Source organism: Microcystis sp. LE19-10.1B (assembly GCF_027530565.1).
Lineage (GTDB): Bacteria > Cyanobacteriota > Cyanobacteriia > Cyanobacteriales > Microcystaceae > Microcystis > Microcystis aeruginosa.
Genome location: NZ_JAPZQM010000726.1, coordinates 1 through 23,496, shown reverse-complemented (window position 1 = coordinate 23,496; position 23,496 = coordinate 1). Strand labels below are relative to the sequence as shown.

General features: G+C 46.3%; 23 protein-coding genes and 1 pseudogene. 12 read left to right on the top strand and 12 right to left on the bottom strand.

Translation table 11 applies throughout. From position 1 onward, the window contains the following. The first annotated feature begins 197 nt into the window (after nt 1–197). Nucleotides 198–551: a hypothetical protein gene (locus O9332_RS26135; RefSeq protein ID WP_004159506.1), complete on the top strand. Its 354-nt coding sequence runs from the start codon at nt 198–200 to the stop codon at nt 549–551. A gap of 54 nt (nt 552–605) precedes the next feature. Here the strand turns inward: O9332_RS26135 and O9332_RS26130 are convergent, their stop codons facing one another. The 6 genes from O9332_RS26130 to O9332_RS26105 all read right to left on the bottom strand — a co-directional run bounded on the left by O9332_RS26130 (nt 606) and on the right by O9332_RS26105 (nt 5,058). After that, on the bottom strand, nt 606–1,376 hold the full coding sequence (locus O9332_RS26130; protein ID WP_004159507.1) for an ABC transporter permease: 771 nt from the start codon (nt 1,374–1,376) through the stop codon (nt 606–608). Nucleotides 1,377–1,388: 12 nt separating this feature from the next. Further along, a complete protein-coding gene (locus O9332_RS26125; RefSeq protein ID WP_004159508.1) occupies nt 1,389–2,597 on the bottom strand; it encodes an ABC transporter substrate-binding protein in 1,209 nt (402 codons plus the stop codon). 4 nt (nt 2,598–2,601) lie between these two features. Then, nucleotides 2,602–3,384, bottom strand: a complete 783-nt coding sequence (locus O9332_RS26120; RefSeq protein WP_004159510.1) for an ABC transporter ATP-binding protein — start codon at nt 3,382–3,384, stop codon at nt 2,602–2,604. Continuing rightward, nucleotides 3,381–4,496 (bottom strand): acyl-CoA dehydrogenase family protein, encoded by a 1,116-nt coding sequence (locus O9332_RS26115; protein ID WP_004159514.1) that lies wholly within the window; start codon nt 4,494–4,496, stop codon nt 3,381–3,383. Before O9332_RS26115 ends, O9332_RS26120 begins: the two co-directional genes overlap by 4 nt. Before the next feature lie 12 nt (nt 4,497–4,508). Beyond that, nucleotides 4,509–4,637: a nickel-binding protein gene (locus O9332_RS26110; RefSeq protein WP_256378313.1), complete on the bottom strand. Its 129-nt coding sequence runs from the start codon at nt 4,635–4,637 to the stop codon at nt 4,509–4,511. A gap of 235 nt (nt 4,638–4,872) precedes the next feature. Further along, nucleotides 4,873–5,058: a hypothetical protein gene (locus O9332_RS26105; RefSeq protein ID WP_223212981.1), complete on the bottom strand. Its 186-nt coding sequence runs from the start codon at nt 5,056–5,058 to the stop codon at nt 4,873–4,875. On the opposite strand from O9332_RS26105, the pseudogene O9332_RS26100 reads away from it, so the two are divergent. The 3 genes and pseudogenes from O9332_RS26100 to O9332_RS26090 form a co-directional block, all read left to right on the top strand. Further along, a pseudogene (locus O9332_RS26100) lies at nt 5,005–5,139 on the top strand (IS630 family transposase); the annotation flags it as partial. The gene O9332_RS26105 and the pseudogene O9332_RS26100 sit on opposite strands and share 54 nt — an antisense overlap. 36 nt (nt 5,140–5,175) lie before the next feature. Next, nucleotides 5,176–5,325 (top strand): hypothetical protein, encoded by a 150-nt coding sequence (locus tag O9332_RS26095; protein ID WP_162528344.1) that lies wholly within the window; start codon nt 5,176–5,178, stop codon nt 5,323–5,325. A gap of 108 nt (nt 5,326–5,433) precedes the next feature. Continuing rightward, nucleotides 5,434–5,859, top strand: a complete 426-nt coding sequence (locus O9332_RS26090) for a DUF29 domain-containing protein (RefSeq protein WP_043998986.1) — start codon at nt 5,434–5,436, stop codon at nt 5,857–5,859. A gap of 185 nt (nt 5,860–6,044) precedes the next feature. Here O9332_RS26090 and O9332_RS26085 read toward each other — a convergent pair whose 3' ends face one another. After that, nucleotides 6,045–7,391, bottom strand: coding sequence for a calcium-binding protein (locus tag O9332_RS26085; protein WP_288027969.1), 1,347 nt, complete (start codon nt 7,389–7,391; stop codon nt 6,045–6,047). A gap of 258 nt (nt 7,392–7,649) precedes the next feature. Between O9332_RS26085 and O9332_RS26080 the strand changes: the two genes are divergently transcribed. Continuing rightward, entirely contained in the window at nt 7,650–9,449 is a 1,800-nt protein-coding gene (locus O9332_RS26080; RefSeq protein WP_288027967.1) for an acyl-CoA dehydrogenase family protein, read from the top strand. Further along, complete coding sequence (locus tag O9332_RS26075) at nt 9,427–9,789, top strand: acyl carrier protein (RefSeq protein ID WP_002758399.1); 363 nt, start codon at nt 9,427–9,429, stop codon at nt 9,787–9,789. Before O9332_RS26080 ends, O9332_RS26075 begins: the two co-directional genes overlap by 23 nt. 321 nt (nt 9,790–10,110) lie before the next feature. Here the strand turns inward: O9332_RS26075 and O9332_RS26070 are convergent, their stop codons facing one another. The 3 genes from O9332_RS26070 to O9332_RS26060 form a co-directional block, all read right to left on the bottom strand. After that, on the bottom strand, nt 10,111–10,734 hold the full coding sequence (locus O9332_RS26070; RefSeq protein WP_002796799.1) for a cytochrome c oxidase subunit 3: 624 nt from the start codon (nt 10,732–10,734) through the stop codon (nt 10,111–10,113). Nucleotides 10,735–11,079: 345 nt separating this feature from the next. Next, the gene (gene ctaD / locus O9332_RS26065; protein ID WP_002796801.1) at nt 11,080–12,756 is read right to left on the bottom strand and encodes a cytochrome c oxidase subunit I; all 1,677 of its coding nucleotides are present in this window, start codon (nt 12,754–12,756) and stop codon (nt 11,080–11,082) included. A gap of 29 nt (nt 12,757–12,785) precedes the next feature. Beyond that, nucleotides 12,786–13,751, bottom strand: coding sequence for a cytochrome c oxidase subunit II (locus tag O9332_RS26060; protein ID WP_149987483.1), 966 nt, complete (start codon nt 13,749–13,751; stop codon nt 12,786–12,788). A gap of 314 nt (nt 13,752–14,065) precedes the next feature. Between O9332_RS26060 and O9332_RS26055 the strand changes: the two genes are divergently transcribed. Next, nucleotides 14,066–14,986: a COX15/CtaA family protein gene (locus O9332_RS26055; RefSeq protein ID WP_288027964.1), complete on the top strand. Its 921-nt coding sequence runs from the start codon at nt 14,066–14,068 to the stop codon at nt 14,984–14,986. Nucleotides 14,987–14,999: 13 nt separating this feature from the next. Beyond that, nucleotides 15,000–15,950: a heme o synthase gene (locus O9332_RS26050; RefSeq protein ID WP_288027962.1), complete on the top strand. Its 951-nt coding sequence runs from the start codon at nt 15,000–15,002 to the stop codon at nt 15,948–15,950. A 158-nt stretch (nt 15,951–16,108) separates the two neighbouring features. Here O9332_RS26050 and dnaA read toward each other — a convergent pair whose 3' ends face one another. Then, nucleotides 16,109–17,443, bottom strand: a complete 1,335-nt coding sequence (dnaA, locus tag O9332_RS26045; protein ID WP_012265465.1) for a chromosomal replication initiator protein DnaA — start codon at nt 17,441–17,443, stop codon at nt 16,109–16,111. 170 nt (nt 17,444–17,613) lie between these two features. Between dnaA and def the strand changes: the two genes are divergently transcribed. From def to hemB, 3 genes are all read left to right on the top strand, one after another. After that, the gene (def, locus tag O9332_RS26040; RefSeq protein ID WP_288027960.1) at nt 17,614–18,192 is read left to right on the top strand and encodes a peptide deformylase; all 579 of its coding nucleotides are present in this window, start codon (nt 17,614–17,616) and stop codon (nt 18,190–18,192) included. A gap of 425 nt (nt 18,193–18,617) precedes the next feature. Then, nucleotides 18,618–19,274 carry a GTP cyclohydrolase I FolE gene (gene folE / locus O9332_RS26035; protein WP_288027958.1) on the top strand — a complete coding sequence of 219 codons (657 nt, stop codon included), beginning with the start codon at nt 18,618–18,620 and terminating at the stop codon, nt 19,272–19,274. A 116-nt stretch (nt 19,275–19,390) separates the two neighbouring features. Further along, entirely contained in the window at nt 19,391–20,371 is a 981-nt protein-coding gene (gene hemB / locus O9332_RS26030; RefSeq protein WP_002758385.1) for a porphobilinogen synthase, read from the top strand. Here hemB and O9332_RS26025 read toward each other — a convergent pair. After that, complete coding sequence (locus O9332_RS26025) at nt 20,368–20,976, bottom strand: chromophore lyase CpcT/CpeT (RefSeq protein ID WP_002758383.1); 609 nt, start codon at nt 20,974–20,976, stop codon at nt 20,368–20,370. The genes hemB and O9332_RS26025 overlap by 4 nt on opposite strands. Nucleotides 20,977–21,053: 77 nt before the next feature. On the opposite strand from O9332_RS26025, the gene O9332_RS26020 reads away from it, so the two are divergent. Next, nucleotides 21,054–23,132 (top strand): thioredoxin domain-containing protein, encoded by a 2,079-nt coding sequence (locus O9332_RS26020; protein ID WP_288027955.1) that lies wholly within the window; start codon nt 21,054–21,056, stop codon nt 23,130–23,132. The last annotated feature ends 364 nt before the right edge of the window (nt 23,133–23,496 follow it).

The following is a 23,496-nucleotide window of genomic DNA, read 5'->3' as shown; positions in this document are numbered from 1 at the left end:
TCAGTCTGTAGAGCGACCATAAGACCAGAACAGAGTAAATCTGTTAAGGCAGGTGCGAAAAATCCTTCGGGAAAGAAGCAGAAACCCAAATCGTGAGGTTTGGGAATCGCCGTCCGTTTTACGGCGGCGAGGATGTCAAGTAAATTTTCCGCTACAATCGAGAGTACTAAGACTCAGGCAATTGTAAAGTAATATTAATGATAGATTTTAATACCCTCGCTGAATTTTCCCGCCACTATTGCGTCTCGATTTGTGCCTTTTTAGTACCCGCTAACTTAGTAACCACCGTTTTAACCGTTCTTTTTCTCTATTTCGGTCGTCCTACCCGTCAAGTCTTCCCCATTGCTTCCCTAGCTTTGTTGTTCGCCATCACCATGTTTCTCCACGTCGCCACCTGGTTAATGATTGGTGTGGTTATGGCCCCCACTTTTATCCTCTTTGGACTGGGTTTAACCTGTTTTGTGATCAATCTTCAAGCCATCAGCGATCGCCAAAGTTTGGAACAGTTATTACATACTGGGGTTAGTCGTCTGGCCCGCTCTTTCAACTAAGGAAAAGCGCCAAGACTTCCCACTTCCCACTTCCCACATAGTTGAACCAATAGGCTAATCTTGATGCGTCCAAGAGCGATGAGCCAGACGCAAACCCCAATCGAGCAGATAACCAATCGCGCCAATAACGAGAATCACCGCCATCAACTCTGAATAGGCGAGTCGATCGCGTGTATCGAGAATATAATAACCCAAACCCGCACTAACCCCCAGCATTTCCGCCGGGACAAGAACGATCCAGATAATACCTATAGCCAAACGGAAACCAGTTAAGAGATGGGAGAGGATCGCAGGCAGAATAATCTGGAAAACCGTTTCCCCTCGGGTAGCACAGAGACTGCGGGCTAAAGTCAACCAAGAGAGATCAACCGCATTAACCCCAGCAGCCGTATTGAGAAGGATCGGCCAGATGGCCGCCACCGTCAGCAAAAAATACACGGGTAGATCACCAATTCCCAAAACCATCACCGCTAAAGGCATCCAAGAAAGGGGCGAAATCATGCGTAGAAATTGAAATAGGGCTGACAAAGCCGATTCAAGGGAGCGATACAACCCGATTAATACCCCCAACGGCACACCGATGGCACTAGCGAGGGCCAAGCCCACAATAACCCGGCGGCAACTGGTGAGGATATGGGGCATAATCTCCCCCCCAACAAAAAGACGTAATAAAGCGACAAAAGATCGCTCAGGGGAAAAATCATTTAAAATCGGGTTTGAGTGCCATAGAGGACTGGTAAATAGCCACCAGAGCAATAATCCAAAACCGATACCCCATAAGGGTAGTAAAGCTCTTGGCGGGGAGGTCAAAGATTGTGACTTCATAGGTTCGGATTCTTAAAATTTGATCGTCTCGATGCGGGAGAGATTATTCGGTAAGCCGAAAGCTTTCGGTCCGCCCACCTGTTGCAAGGCATTACGGACAAAAGAGTCATCCACGAGATCCCGCGCCACCTGTCGGGGTTGCAGTTTTTGGAGAAAATCCGTATTTCCTTCTACCTGAGTGGTTTTGAGCAAGCGTACCAGTTCCGACCTATAGGAAGGGAAAGGATAGGGCTGGAAATCGATCCGGTTGACTTGCCAGTCTGGATTCTCGATCGCCCCGTCTTTTTTATAGAAATTGCGATCATAGTAAGTAAGCGCCCGTTGCAATACTGGCAGCGGGTGAGGCGTATATTTTCCACCATCTTTAGAGAGAATCCGGGCCACTTCGGAGCGATTGCCCCGGGACCAGAGTTGGGCTTTAACGAGGGCGTTTACCACCTTCTGCGTCCATTGTTTCCGTTGCCTAATATCCTCCTCGTGAACAAAGACAACGCAACAGGCGTGATTCTTCCAGACATCGCCGGTGAAACGGAGAACCCTACCGGTTTTGAGATTTTCCGCCGCTGCGTTGAAAGGTTCAGCAACGATATAACCACCGATGCTCTTATTGGCGAGGGCTGATACCATATCCGGGGGCGGGAGAACCACTAGATTAACCTCGTTAGAAGCGATCGGCGCGTCCTTGGCTTTGCGAACTATTTTCAGCCCGTTACGTTGTAAGAGTTGTTGCAAGACCAAATTATGAATCGAATACCAGAAAGGAACCGCGATCGTTTTACCTCCCAATTCCCTGGGATTTTCAATATCGGGAAGGACGGTGAGGGCTGAACCATTGGTATGGTTCCAAGCGACGATTTTAGCGGGGAAATTGCGCCCGTAACGAATCCAGATCGAGGTGGGAAAAAGAACATGAATAACGTTCACCTGCCGAGCGAGAAAGGCCTCAACAATCTGCGCCCAAGAGCGGAATAGGCGCGGTTGTTCGGCAGTTAAACCTTCGGCTTGATAAAGTTTTCGCGAGTGGGCCACCAATAGGGGGGCGGCATCCGTAATCGGTAGATAACCGATTTTCACAGGCTGATCGTTGGCATTGGCGTTAACGGGGAGATTCCAATTATCGGCGGCGATCGCTGCTCCGAAGGAACTGGTAAACAGTGCCGAAAGTTTCAGGAAATCTCGACGGCTCATGCCGCAACAAGCACAATTATCGTGTAGGTTCATAGATTTACAGTGTCATCACAAGGGCTAATTCTTGAAAAATTGACTGGCGTAGATCACTCAAAAGCTTCGCTGACTCGAAACGGGGTTTCGGCATCGAGATCGTCCATTCTCGGCGGATGCCCACCGGATGACGGCCCATGAGAAGAACTCGATCGGCTACTAATAGGGCCTCATCGATGTCGTGGGTAACGAGGAGAACCGTGCTGTTATAGAGAGCTATGACTTCTAGGAGGAGTTTTTGCATCTCGAAACGGGTGATCGCGTCGAGGGCGCTAAACGGCTCATCCAGGAGGAGGAGAGAGGGGCGGCGGGCGAGGACGCGGGCTAGAGAAACTCTCTGAGCCATACCGCCCGATAGTTGATGAGGATAGGCACGCTCGAAGCCCTCTAGTTTGACGCTTTTAACGGCGGTGTGAACCCTTTCGCGCAATTGCTGATGATCGAGGCGGGGCATCCGCTTTAATTTCAAACCAAAAGCCACGTTTTGCCAAACGGTTAACCAAGGTAAAAGGGCGGGGGATTGAAAGACGATCGAGCTGCGGATGTCTGGTGCTTGTAGGGGTCGTGAGTGCAATTGTATTTCTCCGCCATCGGCACTTTGCAAACCAGCGGCGGTAGCAAGGAGGGTAGATTTACCGCAACCACTGGCTCCGAGCAAACAAACTACCTCACCGGAGCGCACCTGTAGGTTAATATCCTCAAAAACGGTACGGTAGCCATGGCGGGTTTTATAGCGTTTGTGGAGATTTTTGAGGCTGAGGACGGGGTAATCAGTGGCGATGCTCATTCCCTCACCCCCGCTCGATCAAGTTCGCCAGTGAGAATTTTATCGGTAGAGGACTGACGTTGTAACTCTCTTTCTAGTTGAATCAGGCTCGGAGTTAACACTGGTAAAAAGGCGACCTCGCGCAGCCGTCGGGCCGTGTCGCTATTACGGAAATAGCCTTTTCCTCCCTTAATTTCCGCTTCTAACCATACGGATTCCACCGCTAACCGGGTAATGTCCACTCTGAGGGTGAATAGTTGGCGTGTCCCTCCGAGATCGAAGCTTTCTAGGGTGCTGAATTGCTCGATTTTCTTTTCTAGACGAGTCAGACGCTCCCGGGCGCAGAAATAACGATCGCTGGCTACCGCTGCCTTTCCCCCTAAACTTTTCTCCGTCTCCGCGAGGGATTTACGCGTAATGCCAAGGGCCAGTCCGCATTGTAACAGCAAGAAACAGGGGCGGACTGAGGGTAAAAATTTTGCTGCTTCCAAGCTGATAATCCAGTCGTGAGATAACTGAACTCGATCGAATTCAAGGGTACTGGTGCGGGAAGCTTGTAAACCCAATAATTGTAGGTCTTCACCCCGTTTTAACCCCTCTGCGAAGGAGGGAAGGGCGAGGATAAGAGTTTGTCCAGATCTAGTTTGAGCGGCAACGGCCACTATAAATTCTCCCTTAGAGTCGAGGTTAGAGGCCCAGGGCAGGAAGCCATTAACAGTGACGTTTTCTCCCTCGATCTTTGCCTGTAAACGCAGCTCCTCGATCCCGCCGAGGTACTTCATCGCGTTGGAGAGTCCTGTCGCTCCGGCTATCTCTCCCTTGAGAACAGCCGGTAGAATTTTGTTTTGTAGGTAAGTGTTATTACTGGCGGCCAGATATTGAATGAAGACGCGCTGACACCAGAAAACAAAACCGGTGGTCAGGCAGCATTGGGACACAGAGGAGATCGCCTCTACTGCCTGTAATAAGGAGCCACCCCGGCCTCCTAAGCTTTCAGGTATAGCATAGCCGAACCAGCCCGATTCTCCTAGCTTGGTTAGGGACCAACCGACGTTGAGATTAGCTGTACCGTTGTTGAGGTCAGTGGCTCTTTCTTCTAGAAAAGAACTGATTTCGGAGCCTCGAGCGAGCATAATTGTTCTCTCCTAGGGGTGAATATTTTCAATCGAGGTCAAACTATCTATAGGTGCGCCGACCACTTCTCTGGCTCTTTTTACCGCCGCTTCATCGGGACTATCGTAGAAACAGAGACATTTACTCAAGTCTTCGCAAATATATGTAGGGTTTGCTGAATAAATCTAAAAACCTTGTTGGATAAGGTTTTTAGACTTTTTTGACCTCAAAAAGTGCCGACCATTGGAGTGATTGGGGGGAAAATTCAGGTACTTTTTCCCTGAAAATTAGGTAGTTGACCACCTGAAAATCGATAAAACCCCACACCCCACACCCCACACCCCACACCCTGCCCCCAGGAAAAACTTTTTCAGCAAGCCCTAAATAGGGACAGAATCAGGGTTCCCGAGGATACTTTATCTCGGCTGATTTCTGAGAGCCTTGTAAATCAAGACTAAAGATATAGTTGCACAGGGGTAACGTCGCTTTACCGTAAACTTTTTCAGCTTGTCCGAGCGGGATTCCTAGTTCGATATCTTCAACAGTGCCATCGTTGGGATTCTCTGTCTGAATGATTCCCATCGGAAACATAAAAAAGAACTTGATTCCTTGCTCACTCTACCATTTCAGAAGTTTAATAAATCTCAGATTATGACCTTCTAAAGTATAGCTTGTAATCACTTGCTCGAATGAATTAGCATGGTGCGTTCCCAAAAATCTATCGGTGCGGCAGTAGGAGCCACATTAGGGAACGCACCCTACAGCGATGGCGTACTGCTACGCAGTGCCTTCGGCATCGCACTAACCCTAACAACAATTTTTGATTTTTACCAGAGGTCTATTGACTGAATGATGGGATGTAATATTTCAATAACCAGCATTTTCTTGGTGCTTGAGCTATACAATGAGAGCTATATTTTGATAGGACAAAAAAAGATTAGTATAGAGGTAAAATTAATGGCTGAAACCCTATATGAGAAAGACTATGTAGCTTGGCTGCAAGACCAGGCAGAAAAACTGCGATCGCCTGAGCGCAATACTTTAGATTGGCAAACTTTAGCCGAGGAATTAGAGGAAATGGTTGATGAACGCAAATACAAAGCAGAAAGCTTTCTTATTCAACTCCTCAGTCACCTGCTACTTTACGCCTACTGGAAGCATCCTTACTACCTACCCCACTGGACAGACGAGATAGATAATTTCAGATTGGAATTGAGCTTGCTGTTTCGCTCTAAGGTAATCTACAATCATGCCTTAGAACGGTTTGGTTATTGTTATCAAAAAGCTCTGGGAAAAGCGAGCCGCAAAAGTGGATTAACTTTACCAGTTGACTGTCCTTGGACAATTGAGAAAATTCTTGATGAAGATTGGTTCCCTGGTTAAAAACTGGAGCTTGCAATCCAACTTACATCCATACAACAATAGGGTGGGCAATACCCACCTTACTTCAGTTGCTTAACAACTAATAGCTGGTATTCCAAAATATGGTTGAAAAAGAAATTGAGTCATGCGAGGAAGTTTCGGCTCCATCCATGACTCAATTTTGATATATAGCGTTTCTAGGTTTACTAAATAAGAACTACGTCAAGAGAAACCGCAAAACCAGCTGGAAGGTTTGCCAAGATAGCAAACTCGGTCCCTAAAAATGAAAGTGATCCAGTCCATGCGTTGTAACTGATCTGACTCAGAGAAGTGGCTCCAAAACCCGATTGGCTAACTTCAATTTTGTCTCCTTCTGGCCATAAAAAGTCTTGGATAGTATCAACTTTCTCGGAGAGGAAATTGAAGCGGAACTTATCGGCACCAGCACCACCAGTCAGGGTGTCATTGCCAGCACCACCAATCAGGATGTCGTTGCCATCACCACCAATCAGGGTATCATTGCCAGCACCACCATCGAGGCTGTCATTCCCCGCTCCGCCATTGAGGGAATTGTTGGTGCTGTTGCCCGTGATCGTGTCGGCAAAGCTGCTGCCGATGACGTTTTCAAACTGGCTCACCGTGAAGGTCAAGGGCAGCGGCGCGGCCGTGCCGTTCACCTTCACCACGCCGGTGGTGAGGTTGGTAACCGTTCCCGTGGCGGGAGCCACGCTGGCACCGCTGTGATCCACCGTGTCGCCCAGCAGGCTGCTGCCCACAATCGATTCCACGGCAATCAAGGTGTCGGTACCCAGCGCTCCCTTGTTCAACACCCCGAAGGCACCCAAAGTGACGACATTGCTCAGAGCGCTGTAGTTGGCCGTATCGACGCCAGCACCACCATTAATCGTGTCGTTGCCAGCGGTGCCGAAGAACGTGTTGGCCGAGGCGTTGCCCGTGAGGACGTTGTTTTTGCTATTGCCAGTAGCGTTGATATTGCTACTCCCCGTCAGGGTCAAGTTCTCAATCCCATATCCTTGGTTCCCAGCTGTCCCCGGTGCTAGAGAATAAGTGACTGAGGCAGATACCGTATCAGCTGTCCCACCCAGGGAATCATCGAAGACCTCCTTGACGATATCGCCCACATTGTCCACGAAGTAGGTGTCGTTGCCATCACCACCATCCATAGTGTCGGCACCCACACCACCATTGAGGACATTGCTGCCGCTGTTGCCCTTGAGGATGTTGTTTTTGCTATTGCCAGTAGCGTTGATATTGCCACTCCCCGTCAGGGTCAAGTTCTCAATCCCATATCCTTGGTTATAAAATGTCCCTGGTGCTAGGGAATAAGTGACTGAGGCAAATACTGTATCAGCTGTCCCACCCAGGGAATCATCGTAGAATTCCTTGACGATGTCGCCCACATTGTCCACGTAGTAGGTGTCGTTGCCATCACCACCATCCATCGTGTCGGCACCCAAGAGACCATCGAGGGTGTCGTTGCCAGCGGTACCAAACAGTATGTCGTTGCCATTAGTTCCTGTAATTATGGCCATAAATTTAACCCTCCTTAACAATTACATAATTTACATCCTGTGCCACTGTATTTTTAGTCTTGATTGCCAAGGCTTTCAGAAATCGGCAGAGATAAAGTATCCTCTGGACCCCTGATTCTGTCGTTTTTAGTTGCACATTGCGTAATTGTTGCTATTCTACAGTCAAACGTCTAGAATGGTCATTAATTTTTGTGCATGGTCGGGTCTTCTAACCGAAGGCATTGACGAAAAACACATTGTATCTGTCCTAGAGGCACTATGAAAAAGCTTAAGCAATACTGGACTGCTGAAGCACTGGAAAAAGACTTAGGCGATCCTCTCAATCCCGATAACCCTCTATCCTACAAGCGGGTGATCGAAATTGACGAGAGCGAAGAATTTCCCCACGAGGAAATTCGCTGGTTATACGACTGGAAACTCCAACACTACTACATTCCCACCGATTGCGGCGGTGAATTTACCTCTTTTGAGGAATTTGTCGCTTTTGTGCGGGTACTTTCCCGACGGGATCAAACTATCGGCATCGCTTTTACTACCCTATTCTGGTCGTTTTTAAACTGGATGGCGGGAACCCCAGAACAGAAACAGAAGCTCGCCCGTTTTATCATGAATGACTATGGGGCGATGTGTCTGGGTTACTCGGAAAAGGAACACGGTAGCGATCTGATCAATGGTGATCTAACTGCGACGAAGGTGGAAGGAGGTTATATTCTCAATGGGGAGAAATGGCCGATTAACCGGGCGACTATCTCTGGAATTTCCTTTATTTTGGCGAAAACCGATGCTAACGGCGGTCCGAAGTGTTTAACCCTATTTATGGTGGATAAACGGCAATTAGACCCCGAAAAATACTATAATTTGCCGAAAATATACACCCATGGTGTGCGCGCCTCGGATATGAGTGGCATTGGTTTTAAGGATTGTTTCGTCCCCGATTCCATGCGTTTACGGGAGGAGGGAGACGGTTTAGAATTAGCCCTGAAAGGTTTCCAGATTACCCGAATGTTGTGCGCCGCTTTTTCCCACGGGGCAGCCGATACCGCTTTGAGAACTACCCTCAGTTTTGCCGTTAATCGGGTAATCTATAACAAAACTGTGGTGGATTTGCCCCAACCCCGGCGCACTCTCGTGGATGCTTTCCTTGACATCCTTATTTGTGATTGCGAGACGATTCCGGCTGCGAGAGGTTTTCATATTATCCCCGAACAGTTTAGCGTCTGGGCTTCGGTGGTAAAATATTTTGTTACTGTCCGTCTGGAGGAGATGGTTAATAGTGTTTATGTGGTCTTGGGATCGCGTTTTTATATGCGAGAAGAACACGAATTCGGCATCTTCCAGAAGCTACTGCGGGATAATTCGATTATCAGTATGTTTGACGGCAGTTCGATCGTCAATCTTCATGCTTTAATCCTACAATTGCGTCCTTTAACCAAATATCGGGCTAAACGCAACTCGCGCACTATGTCGGCGTTAAAAAGCCGTTTAGAGGCGATTTTTAGCCTAGAAAAGTCAGTTCCTCCCTTTGAACCCAATAATTTAGAATTATTTGGCCGGGGAATGGATGATTCCCTACAGGGTTTAGAGATTGCCCTTGATATGCTGGAAGGATTGAAAAATTCTGACGAAGTGGACCCAGAGGTATTAGAAAATCTATTGATGTTGGGTAATTTAGTTTTAGAGGAACTAAATGCTCATGATGAACAGATTAGTCAATCGAAATTCGAGTATGGTCACGACCAATCACCCGAATTGTTCGAGATTGCCAAGAAATACTGTACTTTACACGCTGCTTCTGCTTGTTTACACACTTGGCTTTATAATCGTTCCATCTTGGGTGAATTTTTTGCCCGGGGGGAATGGTTGGTGTTGAGTTTACACCGATTACTGCGAACTCTCCGGCCGCTGCCTTACACTCTATCTGAGGTGTATGTAGAAAATGTTGCCCAAGAATTGCTGAAATTATATCGAGAAAATCAACATTTTTCGATCGTGCCTTTTCAATTAGCCCATTCACAAACTACCGAGGAAAAAACCCATGAACTCCAGCTCCAATCTTAATAATCTGGTACAAAATTGGTTAGTTAAACAGTTAGCTGATCAGTTATCTTTGGATGCCAAAACGATTAATGTGACTGAACCTTTAACCCGTTATGGTTTAGATTCGATCGATGCGGTAACGATGGTGGGTGATCTAGAAGATTGGGTCGGTCAAGAGTTACCTTCCACCCTTTTCTGGGATCATTCTACTATTGAAAAAGCGTCTCTTTTCCTAGTAGAAAACTACGATCTTTCTAATCTTTCCGGTGAGGAAACCCCCGCAGAAGTTGCTCCCGTCGCTGAAAAAGCTGAACCGGCCGTTAGTGGTGGCAAAGGTTGGAGTTTATTCGGTCGTCGTTAATTTTAGGTGTAGGGTGGGTTAGGCGACGACAATTTATGCTAGGGAAAATTATCTAGTATTCGCCGTAACCCACCTATATTATTTATCAATTGGCTCTGTTCTCTACTCACCAGTATAGGAATTGCTAAGTACCTAAACAAAATTAATTACCCATTTCTCCGTAAAGCAACAATCGCTGTATTTCTTTTCTGTTGCCCGTTCCGCAGTTCCGGAGTTCCCTCTCACCACTAGGAAATTTATTTTGTACGACTACTTATAAATTGAAATATACAAAAAAGGGCGATCAATTGATCGCCCTTTTCTCCTAGTAAATAACAAAAATTATCTCAAGATATACACCAGTAAAAACAGGATAATCCAGACCACATCGACGAAATGCCAGTATAATTCTGCTGCTTCCACACCAAAGTGAGATTGACTAGAATAGTGGTCTTTTTGACGAGAACGCCAGAGGACAGATAGAATCAGCACTAAACCGAAGGTAACGTGGAGACCGTGGAATCCGGTTAAGGCATAAAAAGCGCTGGTGAAAACATTAGTTGTCAGACCGAATTCAGCGTGATAATATTCGTATCCTTGACCACAAAGGAAGATAATTCCCATCAGAGCAGTAATGCCGAACCACAATTGTAAACCGGCATTATTGTTTTGTTTAATCGCCTTTTGTCCTATGTGCATAACAAAACTACTGGACACCAGAATAATTGTGTTAATTGTCGGTAGGGTTAACTCTAATTCTGGCGTGCCGGCGGGGGGCCAAACGGGTAACATGGTACGGTAGAACAAGAAAGCGGCAAATAAGCCTAAAAAGATGGAACTTTCCGCCACTAGAAACAAAACCACACCGAATAAGCGATGATCTGGGTGGCCATGATGCCCGTGTTCCACCGTTTCGTGATGATAATTGACAGAGAGTTGAGAATCTTCGAGCGTTGAACCTTGCATGATTGAATGTCCTTAGTTTACACGGGAGACGGGGAGCTTTTTCTCAGTGATCAGTAAACAGTAAACAGTAATTAGGGTTTGCGGCAAAAAGTTTTTCGTGGGGGTAGGGTGTGGGGTGTGGGGTGTAGGGTGTAGGGTTTTACCCGTTTTCAGAGGGTCAATTACCTAATTTTCGGGGAAAAAGTACCTGAATTTTCCCCCCGACCACTCCCATGGCGGGCACTTTTTGATTTCAAAAAAGCCTAAAGATATTATCCAACAAGGTTTTTAGATTTATTCAGCAACCCCTAATTAGTGAACTGAAAACTCACATCTGATAACTGATAACTGATAACTGATAACTGATTATTGGGATTCGGCGCCCACTTCGGCGAGGAGATCTTGTACTGATTCCGCTGCTTCTGATTCCTCCAGATCAATACCGTAATCGTAGGGGCCGGACCAAAGAATCGGCATTTCCTCGAAATTCTCGATAATTGGGGGAGAGGAGGTTTGCCATTCTAGGGTTAAAGCGCGCCAAGGATTACGACCGGCGGGTTGACCTTTAAAGGCACTCCAGACCATATTAATAGCAAAGGGAATACTCGATATACCGAGAATATAAGCCCCTGCGGTACTAAGAACATTTAAATCCTGAAACTGCACATCATACAGGGCAATACGACGGTTCATACCCAATAATCCCAATTCGTGCATCGGCATGAAAGTTAAATTCAAACCGATAAAACTGAGAACAAAGTGGATACGACCGAGAGTCTCGTTATACATCCGTCCGGTCATTTTCGGGAACCAATGGTAAACGGCAGAAAATAAGGCCATTGCCGTACCACCAAATAGTACATAGTGGAAGTGACCGACGACAAAATAGGTATCGTGGACGTGGATATCGAAGGGAACAGAAGCCAACATAATCCCGGTCAAACCACCGATGAGGAAGGAAGACAGGAAACCGATCCCAAATAATAAAGACGTATTGAGACTAAGTTTACCCCCCCAAAGAGTGGCACACCAACTAAAGATTTTAATGCCCGTGGGAACGGCGATTAACATAGTTGCCGCCATGAAAAACATCCGTAACCAGCCGGGGGTGCCGCTGGTGAACATATGGTGGGCCCAAACGATTAAACCCAAGAAACAGATGGTGAGACTGGAATAGGCGATCGCTCGATAACCAAAAATCGGTTTGCGGGCGTGAACTGGTAATATCTCCGATATCGTCCCGAAAAAGGGCAAGATCATGATATAAACGGCAGGATGGGAGTAAAACCAGAACATATGCTGATAAACCACCGGATCGCCGCCGCCGGCAGGGTTAAAAAAGCTCGTGCCGGCGATTAAATCAAAGGACAAGAGAACGAGAGCAGAAGCGAGAACGGGGGTGGAAAGCAGTACCAGAGTCGAGGTGGCCAGCATTGCCCAACAAAATAGCGGCATACTGTACAAATCCATCTCAGGAATCCGCATTTTCAGGATCGTGGTGATGAAATTAATCGAGCCTAAAATCGAGGAAGTCCCGATCAATAAAAGGCTCAAAATCCACAATTCTTCGCCCCATTTGCCGCTAATTAAGCTTAAAGGTGGGTAGGAAGTCCAACCAGACTGGGGTGCGCCGACAAAGAAACTGGATAATAATAGCAGCCCGCCGGGGGGATTAAGCCAGAAAGCCACAGCGTTAAGACGAGGAAAAGCCATATCTTCCGCCCCAATCATCAGGGGAATGAGATAATTGGCAAAACCCGCCCCAACCGGAACGATCCAAAGAAAGATCATGATCGTTCCGTGCATGGTCATGAATTGGTTATATAGTTCTGGGGAGACGAAATCGGGGTCGGGAGTGGCTAATTCTGTCCGCAGCACTTCCGCGAAAGCACCGCCAATAAAGAAGAAAAGAAAGGCAGTCACCAGATATTGAATACCGATGACTTTATGATCGGTGCAGAAAGTAAAGTAATCTGTCCACTTGCGGTGATGGATCACCTCGGGAACGGTTGCTGGGGTGGTTATTTCCGTTGATGCTGTCATAAGGCCAAGATTTTAGATGACAAGAAAAATTACATTTGCTGCTGATGGGCAACTTGGGCGAGGATTTCAGCGTCGATGCCCATTTCTTCGGTGTAGGGGGTCAAATATTGACTATCAGAGCGATCTTTAGTGGTCATGGCTACAGTTCGATCGCTGTCAACTTCGGCGATCGTATTATCCTGCACCCATTGGTCGTAATCGGCTTGGGAGTGAACTACAAAGCTAGATTTCATGCCGCCGTGATAGGCCCCGCAAAGTTCCGCACAAATGATCGGATATTGACCAATTTGGTTGGATGTGAACGATAACACCGTTTCCTGTCCGGGGATAACGTCCTGTTTTAGACGCAATTGGGGAACCCAGAAAGCATGGATCACATCTCCCGCTTCCATATTCAGTTGCACGGGGCGATTGACGGGAGCGTGCAGTTCCCCGGAAACAATGCCAGTTTCGGGATAGGTGAAGATCCAAGCGTATTGAATGCCTTTAACATTGACCACTAGGGGGGGAACTCCTTCACCATCGTAGGAATTGCCGATACCTAGGGCTACTCTGCGATCGCCGCCCAGGGCCATCATCGTGCCGTGGTGATGACCGTGGTGGGCGATTTCTCCTTTGCCACCCTTGGAAATCAAGGGATCGAGACCGCCGATATTGTTATAAATCTCGAAGCTATAGACGGCAAGGATAAAAACGATTACCGTCGGGATGGCTGTCCAGAAGATTTCTAGGGGTACATTGCCCTCCACTGCCGGCCCGTCGGTTTGATCCCCCGGTTTACGGCGAAAGCGAATCACTATATAAATGATCACGCCTTCAACTATTAAAAATAGTCCCGTGGCGATGGTCATCATCAGATTAAAGATATTATCTATCTCCTGAGCATCTTCGGAAGCGGCCACAGGCATTAAGCCATGATTTTGGCCATACCAGAGACTAATTAAGGTCAAGGCGATCCCGAGTACGAGCGTCAGGATACTGCTGGGAATTTTCACGGTCTTTTCAATATTTTCAATAGTGGCTACTTATTCAAGGCTAAAACATGATTCCCCTATAGATGGGAAATTTAACCAGCATCTTCTGAGAATTTTATCTTTTCTTTGGGATCGTTTTCAGGGAAAGTATTTTAAATAACTAATTTTTATATCTTATTCTGAGTTTATGTAAACAAATGTAACGGAAATGGCCAGAAATCTAAAGAATATCTAAAAGCTTTTACCTGTCGTAAAAAAACTCATTCACAGTGATAACTAACTGGCAAACAAAGCCATGATCTTTGATGACAGACTCCTTGAGAACAGGCAAACCGATGACCGAATCTGTTTTTAACCCGACACCCCGAAGAGAAACCGGCCATATTCAGGTGTGGATGCGCCGCTTAGTCTGGAAAATTGCGATCGCTACTTTCGCCCTAATGGTGGTGGGTGCTGCCACCAGAGTTATGAACGCCGGTTTAGCTTGTCCCGATTGGCCGCTGTGTTACGGTCAATGGATTCCCAGTCAGCAGATGAATCTACAGGTATTTCTGGAGTGGTTTCATCGTCTCGATGCCTCTTTGATCGGGTTTAGTACGCTCGCTCTCGTCGGTCTGTCTTGGTGGTACCGTCGCCATCTTCCCCCTTGGCTGTTCCCCTCTGCGATCGCTGCTTTGGCTTTAATTCTCCTGCAAGGAGTCCTGGGAGGATTAACCGTGACCCAATTACTGCGATTTGACATCGTAACGGCCCATTTAGCCACAGCTTTGCTCTTTTTTGCCACCCTAATCGTCATTGCTATCGGTCTGACTCCCTACCGTGGCACAGGTACAGTCGGGAAACTAACCGGGATGGGAATGGTCGCCACCGGTCTAGTTTATCTGCAATGTCTCCTCGGCGGTCTCGTCGGTTCCCGTTGGGCGGCCCATCAGTGTTTAACGGTTTCCCAACTCTGCACCGTGATGAATAGCCACATTATCGGGGTTTTTCCCGCCACTATCTCGGTGTTAACCCTAGTTTTCTTCGCTTGGCGAGCTGCCGCTATCCATCCTCTCCTCAAAAAACTAGCTTTTAGCGCCGGGGGATTAGTCGCCCTACAGGTGTTTTTAGGCGTTGCCACCCTGAAACTACATCTCCAAGTGGAACCCTTAACCATTACCCACCACAGCATCGGTGCGCTATTGCTGGCAACCCTCGTCGCTTTTACCACTTTTGCCCTTCGCGATCGTTCTTTCGCGCCTATAAGCCATCTCTAAGGATTTAATCACGATGACTGGAACTCAAGCCCTTCGCCACCACGATAATTTTTTACAAGTCGCTAAAAGTTATTATCAACTCACCAAACCGCGAATTATTCCTCTACTGCTGATTACTACAGCCGCTTCTATGGAAATCGCCTCTAAAGGTCAGGTTTCCCCCCTATTACTCTTTCTTACTCTCCTCGGTGGCACTCTCGCCGCCGCCGCCGCTCAAACCTTAAACTGCATCTATGATCGCGACATCGATCACACCATGCTTCGCACCCGCGCCCGTCCGATCCCCTCCGGTCGCGTGCAACCCCTCCACGCCCTCATTTTTGCCCTCGTTTTAGCCTCCCTTTCCCTAGCACTTTTTGTCTTTTTTGTCAATACTTTGAGCGGATTTTTAGCAATGACCGGTATCGCATTTTATATGCTGATTTATACCCATCTGCTCAAGCGTCATAGTATCCAAAATATTGTTATCGGTGGCGCAGCTGGCTCGATTCCTCCCCTCGTCGGTTGGGCGGCAGTAACGGGCGATCTCGGTTGGATTCCTTGGATTTTATTCGCCATTATTTTCCTTTGGACTCCTCCCCATTTTTGGGCTTTGGCTTTAATGATCAAGGATGATTATGCAGAAGTAGATATACCGATGATGCCCGTAGTTAAAGGGGAAGAAGCCACTAGCGAGCAGATTTGGCTCTATACTTTAATCGTTGTTCCTTTCACTTTCCTCCTGATTTATCCCTTGGCTGCCTGTGGTGTGGTCTATGGTGTAGCGGCTTTAATTTTAGGGTTTGTTTTCCTGAAAAAAGCTTGGCGATTAAAACAGAATCCTTTTGATCGGGATATCGCTCGATCGCTGTTTAAATATTCCATTCTTTACATGATGTTATTATGTACAGCTATGGTGATCGATAGTTTACCCATGACCTCTCGTCTCATCGCTACAATTGCCAGTTTATTCTCCTGTAGTTAATCTCAGTTATCAGTTATCAGTTATCAGTGATCAGATGCGAGTTTTCAGTTCACTGAAAATACTTCCCACTTTCCCATCTCCCCCCGCAACGCGCACGAAGTGGTCTCCCCATCTCCCCAATTCATAATTGATAATTCATCATTCATAATTACCCCCGACTACTGATTGCGACTGAGGGAGTTAATTCGCTCGATTAGTTGGGCTAAGATTTCTTGTAATTGTCGGTCTTGATGTTGGGAAAGGTTGATTTTATCACAGCTATAAATAACGGTGGTGTGATCTTTGCCGCCAAATTCTTCGCCAATGCGCGGTAAGCTTAAATCCGTGTGTTGACGCATCAAATACATCCCAATCTGTCGGGCAAAACTAATTTCTCGTCGGCGGGAATTTCCTTTTAGATCGGCGATCGAGAGTTGAAACTTTTCCGCTACTACCGCCATAATAATCTCAGGAGAAGTGGCAATTTTGGCCATTGGTGGATTTAAAACCGGCGCGATATTTTCTACCGTCATCGGCAATCCAGAGATAGAAATATAAGTGGTAGCCCGGATTAATGCCCCCTCTAATTCGCGAATATTAGAAGTATAATTAACGGCAATATATTCGATAACTTCTCTTGGGAGACGCAGATTTTCGTACTCGGCCTTTTTTTGTAAAATTGCCATGCGAGTTTCGATATCCGGTGCTTGGATATCGGCGACTAATCCCATAGAAAATCGAGAAATTAAACGATCCTGTAAACTGGGAATCTGTTTGGGGAGGCGATCGGAGGCTAAAACTACCTGTTTTCCCGCTTCGTGCAGGGTATTAAAGGTATGAAAAAATTCTTCTTGAGTGTATTCTTTTCCTTCAATAAATTGCAGATCATCCACTAATAATATGTCCGCATGGCGATAATGATTACGAAAACTTTCCATACTATCTTGACGGATAGCGGTGATTAAATCATTCGTAAATTGTTCCGTCGATACATAAAAAACCCTAGATTGGGGATATAATTCTAGACGATAATGACCGATCGCTTGCATTAAATGGGTTTTACCTAACCCCACCCCACCACAGAGAAAAAGCGGGTTAAATTCGCGTCCAGGTAATTCCGCCACCGCTAAAGCGGCCGCGTGGGCCATGCGATTAGTTGGCCCGACAACAAAACGGGAAAAATTATATTTAGGGTTAAGTTGATTGGTGGGAGATAATTCTGATTCTAAGCTAGTGTGAGGCTGGAAAATAGCGATCAAATCGCCCTGTTGTGCCGTGAGTTGAATCTCGACGGGATAACCGACGATATCCTGCACTACTTCGGCAATTGTTGACAGATAATTTTTCTGAAGATGGTTAAGAATAAAGGGATTGGCAGCCTGAATTACTAAGCGATCGTTTTGCCATTCTTTAACCGTCGCCGTTTGAAACCAAGTCTCGAAAGCGGGACGGGTTAATAGTAATTTTAGACGCTCTAGGAGATTATGCCAAAGTTGTTGGGCGCTGCTGTCCACGGTTAATTTTGATTAAGTGGGTGGGTGTAATTAAATATAAGATGAACGTAGGTTGGGTTGAAGCATGAAACCCAACGCCTATCCACGGTTAATTTTGATTAACAAAGTTGCTCTAGTGCTGCTGCGGGGAAACCTTATCAGTTTAGCGAGATTTTTCCCCTCAAGATAAAATGATTTTCAGAGCGAAACAATTAATCTTTAGACAGATGACGCAAGTTTTAACAATCACCCAATTAGGAAATCCAATTCTACAGCAAAAAGCAGCAGCGATCGATAATCTTCTCGATGCTGACTGTCAAAATTTGATCGATTCCCTGATTAGCACCGTGCAAGCTGCCCACGGGGTGGGAATCGCCGCGCCCCAAGTTGCTCGGTCTCTGCGTCTGTTTATCGTTGCTTCTCACCCCAATCCTCGTTATCCCGACGCTCCGATGATGCCACCCACTGCCGTGATTAATCCTCGCATTTTGCGGGTCAGCGAGGAAATGGTCAAGGGTTGGGAAGGTTGCCTCAGTGTCCCCAATTTACGCGGTTTTGTCCCCCGTCATCAGTGGATCGAGGTAGCCTATTGCGATCGCAATGGTGGCGAAATCCGTCAAGTTTTCAGGGATTTTGTCGCGCGCATCTTTCAACACGAATACGATCATCTGGAAGGAATCCTCTTTCTTGATCGCCTTGCTTCTCTGGCGGATTTATACTCGGAGGAAGAATACCAAAAAATCAGTAATATTGCTGAATATAAGCGATAAAATCGCAAAATCTCTCTACATCTTCAAAATAAGTTAAATAGCTTAACGGGACTATCTTTATCTGGCGACAAAATTTTTGTTGGTAAATCTAAATTTTTTGTTAAAATGATAACGATTATCATTCTAGGAAACCTGCCCTAACAAACAAATGAACTACTTGACAAAATAAATTAATTATGCAGTAGAACTCTGCCCTCAATTAACTAGGGAGATACTCAAGACTTTTTCGGTGACTAGGAAAATCAATTTTTCCAGGTTTCCCCACGGAGATAACCCCAAAGACGAGGAAATAAACCGATAGCTTTCATTAGTTATCGTCTAGATGCCCAGAAAAATAAATACTCTAGCAAAGGGTATTTATTGACAATTGGTAAAATCAGAAAACTTTGCCGATCAATTAACTATTGGAGTCTGTAAAAATATCTATGACCTTAGCTAAGTCCAAAGCAATTTTCGACAATGATGACTACAATCACTTTCCCGAAGTGATTACCGAACCTAAATCGCCGGTATCGGAAGCCGAGATGATGCAAGCGGTAAGAACACTGCTGTTAGGATCAGGAGAAGATCCCGATCGCGAAGGTTTACGAGACACTCCTAAACGAGTAGTAAAAGCCCTAAAATTTCTCACTTCTGGTTATCAGCAATCCCTGGATGAATTGCTGAATGGGGCAGTTTTTCACGAGAATGCTAACGAGATGGTTTTAATCCGAGACATCGATATGTTTAGCTCCTGTGAACACCATATTTTACCGATAATCGGACGCGCTCATGTTGCCTATATTCCTAACGGGAAAGTGATCGGTTTATCGAAAATTGCCCGCATCTGTGAAATGTACGCCAGACGACTGCAAGTACAGGAACGTTTAACCGCACAAATTGCCGATGCTTTGCAAGGATTACTACAACCTCAAGGGGTAGCTGTGGTGATTGAAGCGACTCATATGTGTATGGTAATGCGCGGGGTTGAAAAACCCGGTTCTTGGACTTCTACGAGTGCCGTGCGCGGTATTTTTGCCGATTCTGCTAAGACTCGTCAAGAGTTTATGAGTTTGATTCGTCATAGTCCCGATTTTCACTAATTAGTCAGGGGGATCAGGATTATTTGATCGTCCTATCCCCGGTTTTTGCCTAGGTAAAAAACCAGAGCAAAACCAGCTATTTACTGTTTACTTTTTATTTTTGACGCGCTGTTATCATGCTGATTCGTCCCCGTCGTCTTCGTTATACTCCAGCGATTCGCCGTCTTGTTCGTGAAACTGAATTAACCGTTAATGACTTGATTTATCCCCTCTTTATCATGGAGGGAGAAAATCAAAGGGTTGCTATTCCTTCTATGCCCGATTGTTATCGTTATTCCCTTGATTTATTGCTCAAAGAAGTGGTTAATGCTTATAATTTAGGCATTAATGCCATCGCTCTTTTCCCCCTGATTGCCGAAGATAAAAAAGATAATTTCGGTAGAGAAAGTTATAATCCCGATGGTTTAGTGCCAAGGGCGGTGAAAGCGATTAAAAAAGAAGTCCCTGAAATAATTATTATTACCGATGTTGCCCTCGATCCTTTTTCGATTTATGGTCATGATGGTATTGTGGAGGACGGTAAAATTCTCAATGATGAAACCCTAGAAGTTTTAGTGAAAATGTCGCTCTCGCAAGCGGCAGCCGGGGCTAATTTCGTCGCTCCTTCCGATATGATGGATGGTAGGATTGGGGCGATCCGTCGAGCTTTAGATGCGGCTGGCTATTTGGATGTGGGAATTCTCGCTTATACGGCTAAATATGCCTCTGCTTATTATGGTCCCTTCCGAGATGCCTTAGAATCAGCACCAAAATTTGGTGATAAGAAAACCTATCAAATGGATGGGGCTAATAGTCGGGAAGCGTTACGGGAAGCCAGTTTAGACATAATAGAAGGGGCAGATATTATTATGGTTAAGCCTGCTCTGGCCTACCTCGATATTATCCGTCGTCTGCGCGATAGTAGCCATCTTCCCGTCGCCGCTTACAACGTCAGTGGTGAATACGCAATGATTAAAGCGGCGGCAAAACAGGGCTGGATTGACGAAAAAAGCCTGATTTTGGAAACTTTAATCAGTATGAAACGAGCGGGGGCCGATTTGATTTTGACCTATTTTGCTGCCGATGTGGCATTAATGAAACAGGAAAGCCGATTTTAGGGTTTTTGCCAGCGAAATTGATAGAAATTATCCTGCGCTCCCCATACCTGCTGCCCAAGGCTATCATAACCTCGATCGCTGGTATCCATGCCCTGGGAATGTAGAATAATTGTATTAGTTATTTTCACCGCACCTCTGACATTAGTGGGACAACCCTGGGGGGGAGTTTCTCCCCGATAACCCCCCGCTATCGGTTTTAAAAACACAGTACACACCGACTCAGCCAAATCTGATACATTTAATCTTCTTTCTGTCAAGTCTTTGTTACAAAAATTAATAAAGTTAGGGGCATTATTTAACTTATAGGCTTTTGATTCCACAGTGGAATTATCGGGGCTAGGTTGAATGACTAAAATTCTTTGACGATAGGGTTGATTTAAGCGATCGATAATTGCCTGTTCCTGATAAAGATAAATACTATCCTGTTTGGGGGAAAAATCCACGGCACAGGTAATCATTTGCACCTTAGCAATGCGGGGGTTAGTCTGCGCTTGTTGCGTCGTATCCATAACCCCAATTAAATGATTAGCCACCCCTTGTACTTGCGGATTAAGGGGCAAAGATTGAGTGAGAAAAAATCCTAGGGCGATCGAAGTTTTCAGCATAAGCAGAGGCTTGATTCCGGTTAGTCTCTAATTAGCTTAAACTAATAAGCAGCAAGAGCAAAAAATCCCCTTTTCCCATGACTAATCATCTGGCTGCATCCGAAAGTCTTTACCTGCGAAAACACGCCGAAAACCCGATCGATTGGTGGTATTGGTGTGACAGCGCCCTAGAAATTGCCAGGAGGGAAGATAAACCGATCTTTCTCTCGATCGGTTATTCTAGCTGTCATTGGTGTACGGTTATGGAAGGAGAAGCTTTTTCCGATCGGGCCATTGCCGATTATCTCAATCACTATTTTTTACCGATCAAAGTTGATCGCGAGGAAAGACCGGACATCGATAGTATCTATATGCAAGCATTGCAGATGATGGTCGGTCAAGGGGGTTGGCCTCTGAATGTCTTCCTAACACCGGATAGTTTAATTCCCTTCTATGGTGGCACCTATTTTCCCGTGCAACCGCGCTTTAACCGGCCCGGTTTTCTGCAAGTGTTGCAATCGGTACGTCGTTATTATGACGAGGAAAAGGAGAAATTAAGCAAATTTACGGCCGAAATGCTGGGCGCACTGCGTCAATCAGCTATTTTACCCCGAGCAGAGACCAATTTAGCCGCTCCTTACCTTTTAGCCACAGGAATCGAGACAAATACGGCGGTGATTCGGGTTAATCCCAATAATTACGGTCGGCCCAGTTTTCCGATGATTCCATATTCTCATCTGGCTTTGCAGGGTAGTCGCTTTGGTGACGATTTTGACGATTCCCTCCGGCAAGCGGCCTATCAACGGGGGGAAGATCTGGCCCTGGGGGGAATCTATGACCATGTGGGGGGAGGATTCCATCGTTATACGGTGGATTCGACGTGGACAGTTCCCCATTTTGAAAAAATGCTCTACGATAACGGGCAAATTGTCGAATATTTAGCCAATTTGTGGAGTGCGGGTGATCGAGAGGCGGCCTTTGAGAGAGGGATTAAAGGCACGGTTAACTGGCTAAAACGGGAAATGACCGCCCCAGAAGGTTATTTTTATGCGGCCCAAGATGCCGATAGTTTTGAGAAGGCCACGGATGGGGAGCCGGAGGAAGGGGCCTTTTATGTCTGGTCGGATCGGTCGTTAAGGGATTATCTCTCGACCGAGGAATTGGGGCTGCTGCAGGCTAATTTTACCGTCACTGCCGAGGGGAATTTTGAGGGTCGTAATGTCCTGCAACGTCGGCAAGGGGGAGAATTAGGGGAGGAGATAGAAAATATGCTCGATAAGTTATTTATTCGGCGTTATGGCAGTTCTCAAGCCCAATTAGCTCTTTTTCCCCCGGCCAGAGACAATCAGGAGGCGAAAACTGTCTCTTGGCCGGGACGCATTCCGGCGGTAACGGATACGAAAATGATTGTCGCTTGGAATAGTTTGATGATTTCTGGTTTAGCCCGGGCCTTTGCCGTCTTTAGCGAACCTTTGTACTGGCAAATGGCTACTCAAGCGGCCGAGTTTATTCTCAAGCATCAGTGGTTAGATGGACGTTTTCAGCGCTTGAATTATCAGGGTCAGGCCTCGGTTTTGGCCCAATCGGAGGATTTTGCCTATTTTATTAAGGCTTTGCTGGACTTGCAAACCGCTAAACCGCAAGAAACTGGCTGGTTAGAGGCGGCTATCGATTTACAGGGGGAATTTGATCGCTGGTTTTGGGCCGAGGATGAGGGGGGATATTTTAATACTGCTTCTGATCATAGTCTCGATCTGATCGTGCGAGAACGGGGTTATACGGATAATGCCACCCCTTCGGCCAACGGAATTGCGATCGCTAATTTATTGCGTCTGTCGCGATTGACGGAAAATCTAGAATATCTCGATCGGGCCGAAAAGGCCTTGCAATCTTTTAGTACCATCCTAGAAGAGTCCCCCACCGCTTGCCCCAGTTTATTTGTTGCCCTCGATCACTATCGTCACGGTTTCTGTCTGCGCGCCCCGGAAAGCTCGATCGAGTCGCTGTTAAGTCGCTATTTGCCCACTGCGGTGTATCGAGTCGATGCCAGTTTGCCCTCTAGCACATTTGGGTTAATTTGTCAAGGGTTATGCTGCCTTGAACCAGCGGAAAATTTAGAACAGTTAGACCGACAAATTGCTGGGGTGATGAGGGGGGAGTCAATACTACTCGGTTAAGGTTTTTTTCTCTCTCAAGCAGAGAACAGTGATAAAAAAGCAATTAACGCTTTTTTAATCACCAAGGTTCGGGATCATTGATTATACAGAGCGATCGCACGAATCTCCAGGGAGCATCTCATTTATGCAAGCTAGTAATTAGGGTTTGCTGAAAAAGTTTTTCGTGGGGGTAGGAGTCAGTAGCCGGTCGTCAGGAGTCGGTCGTTTCAGGCTTTGTTGCCCTCTTTTTTTTTACCAGTTTATGTACTACGAAGAGAATAATGCAAGGTTTTTGAATGTCCCAATCCTATTTTCTTGCACTAACATCAGATTTTAACAGGTCAAAAGCCTTATTTTCAAAGGGTTTTACCATTATTCAGCAAGT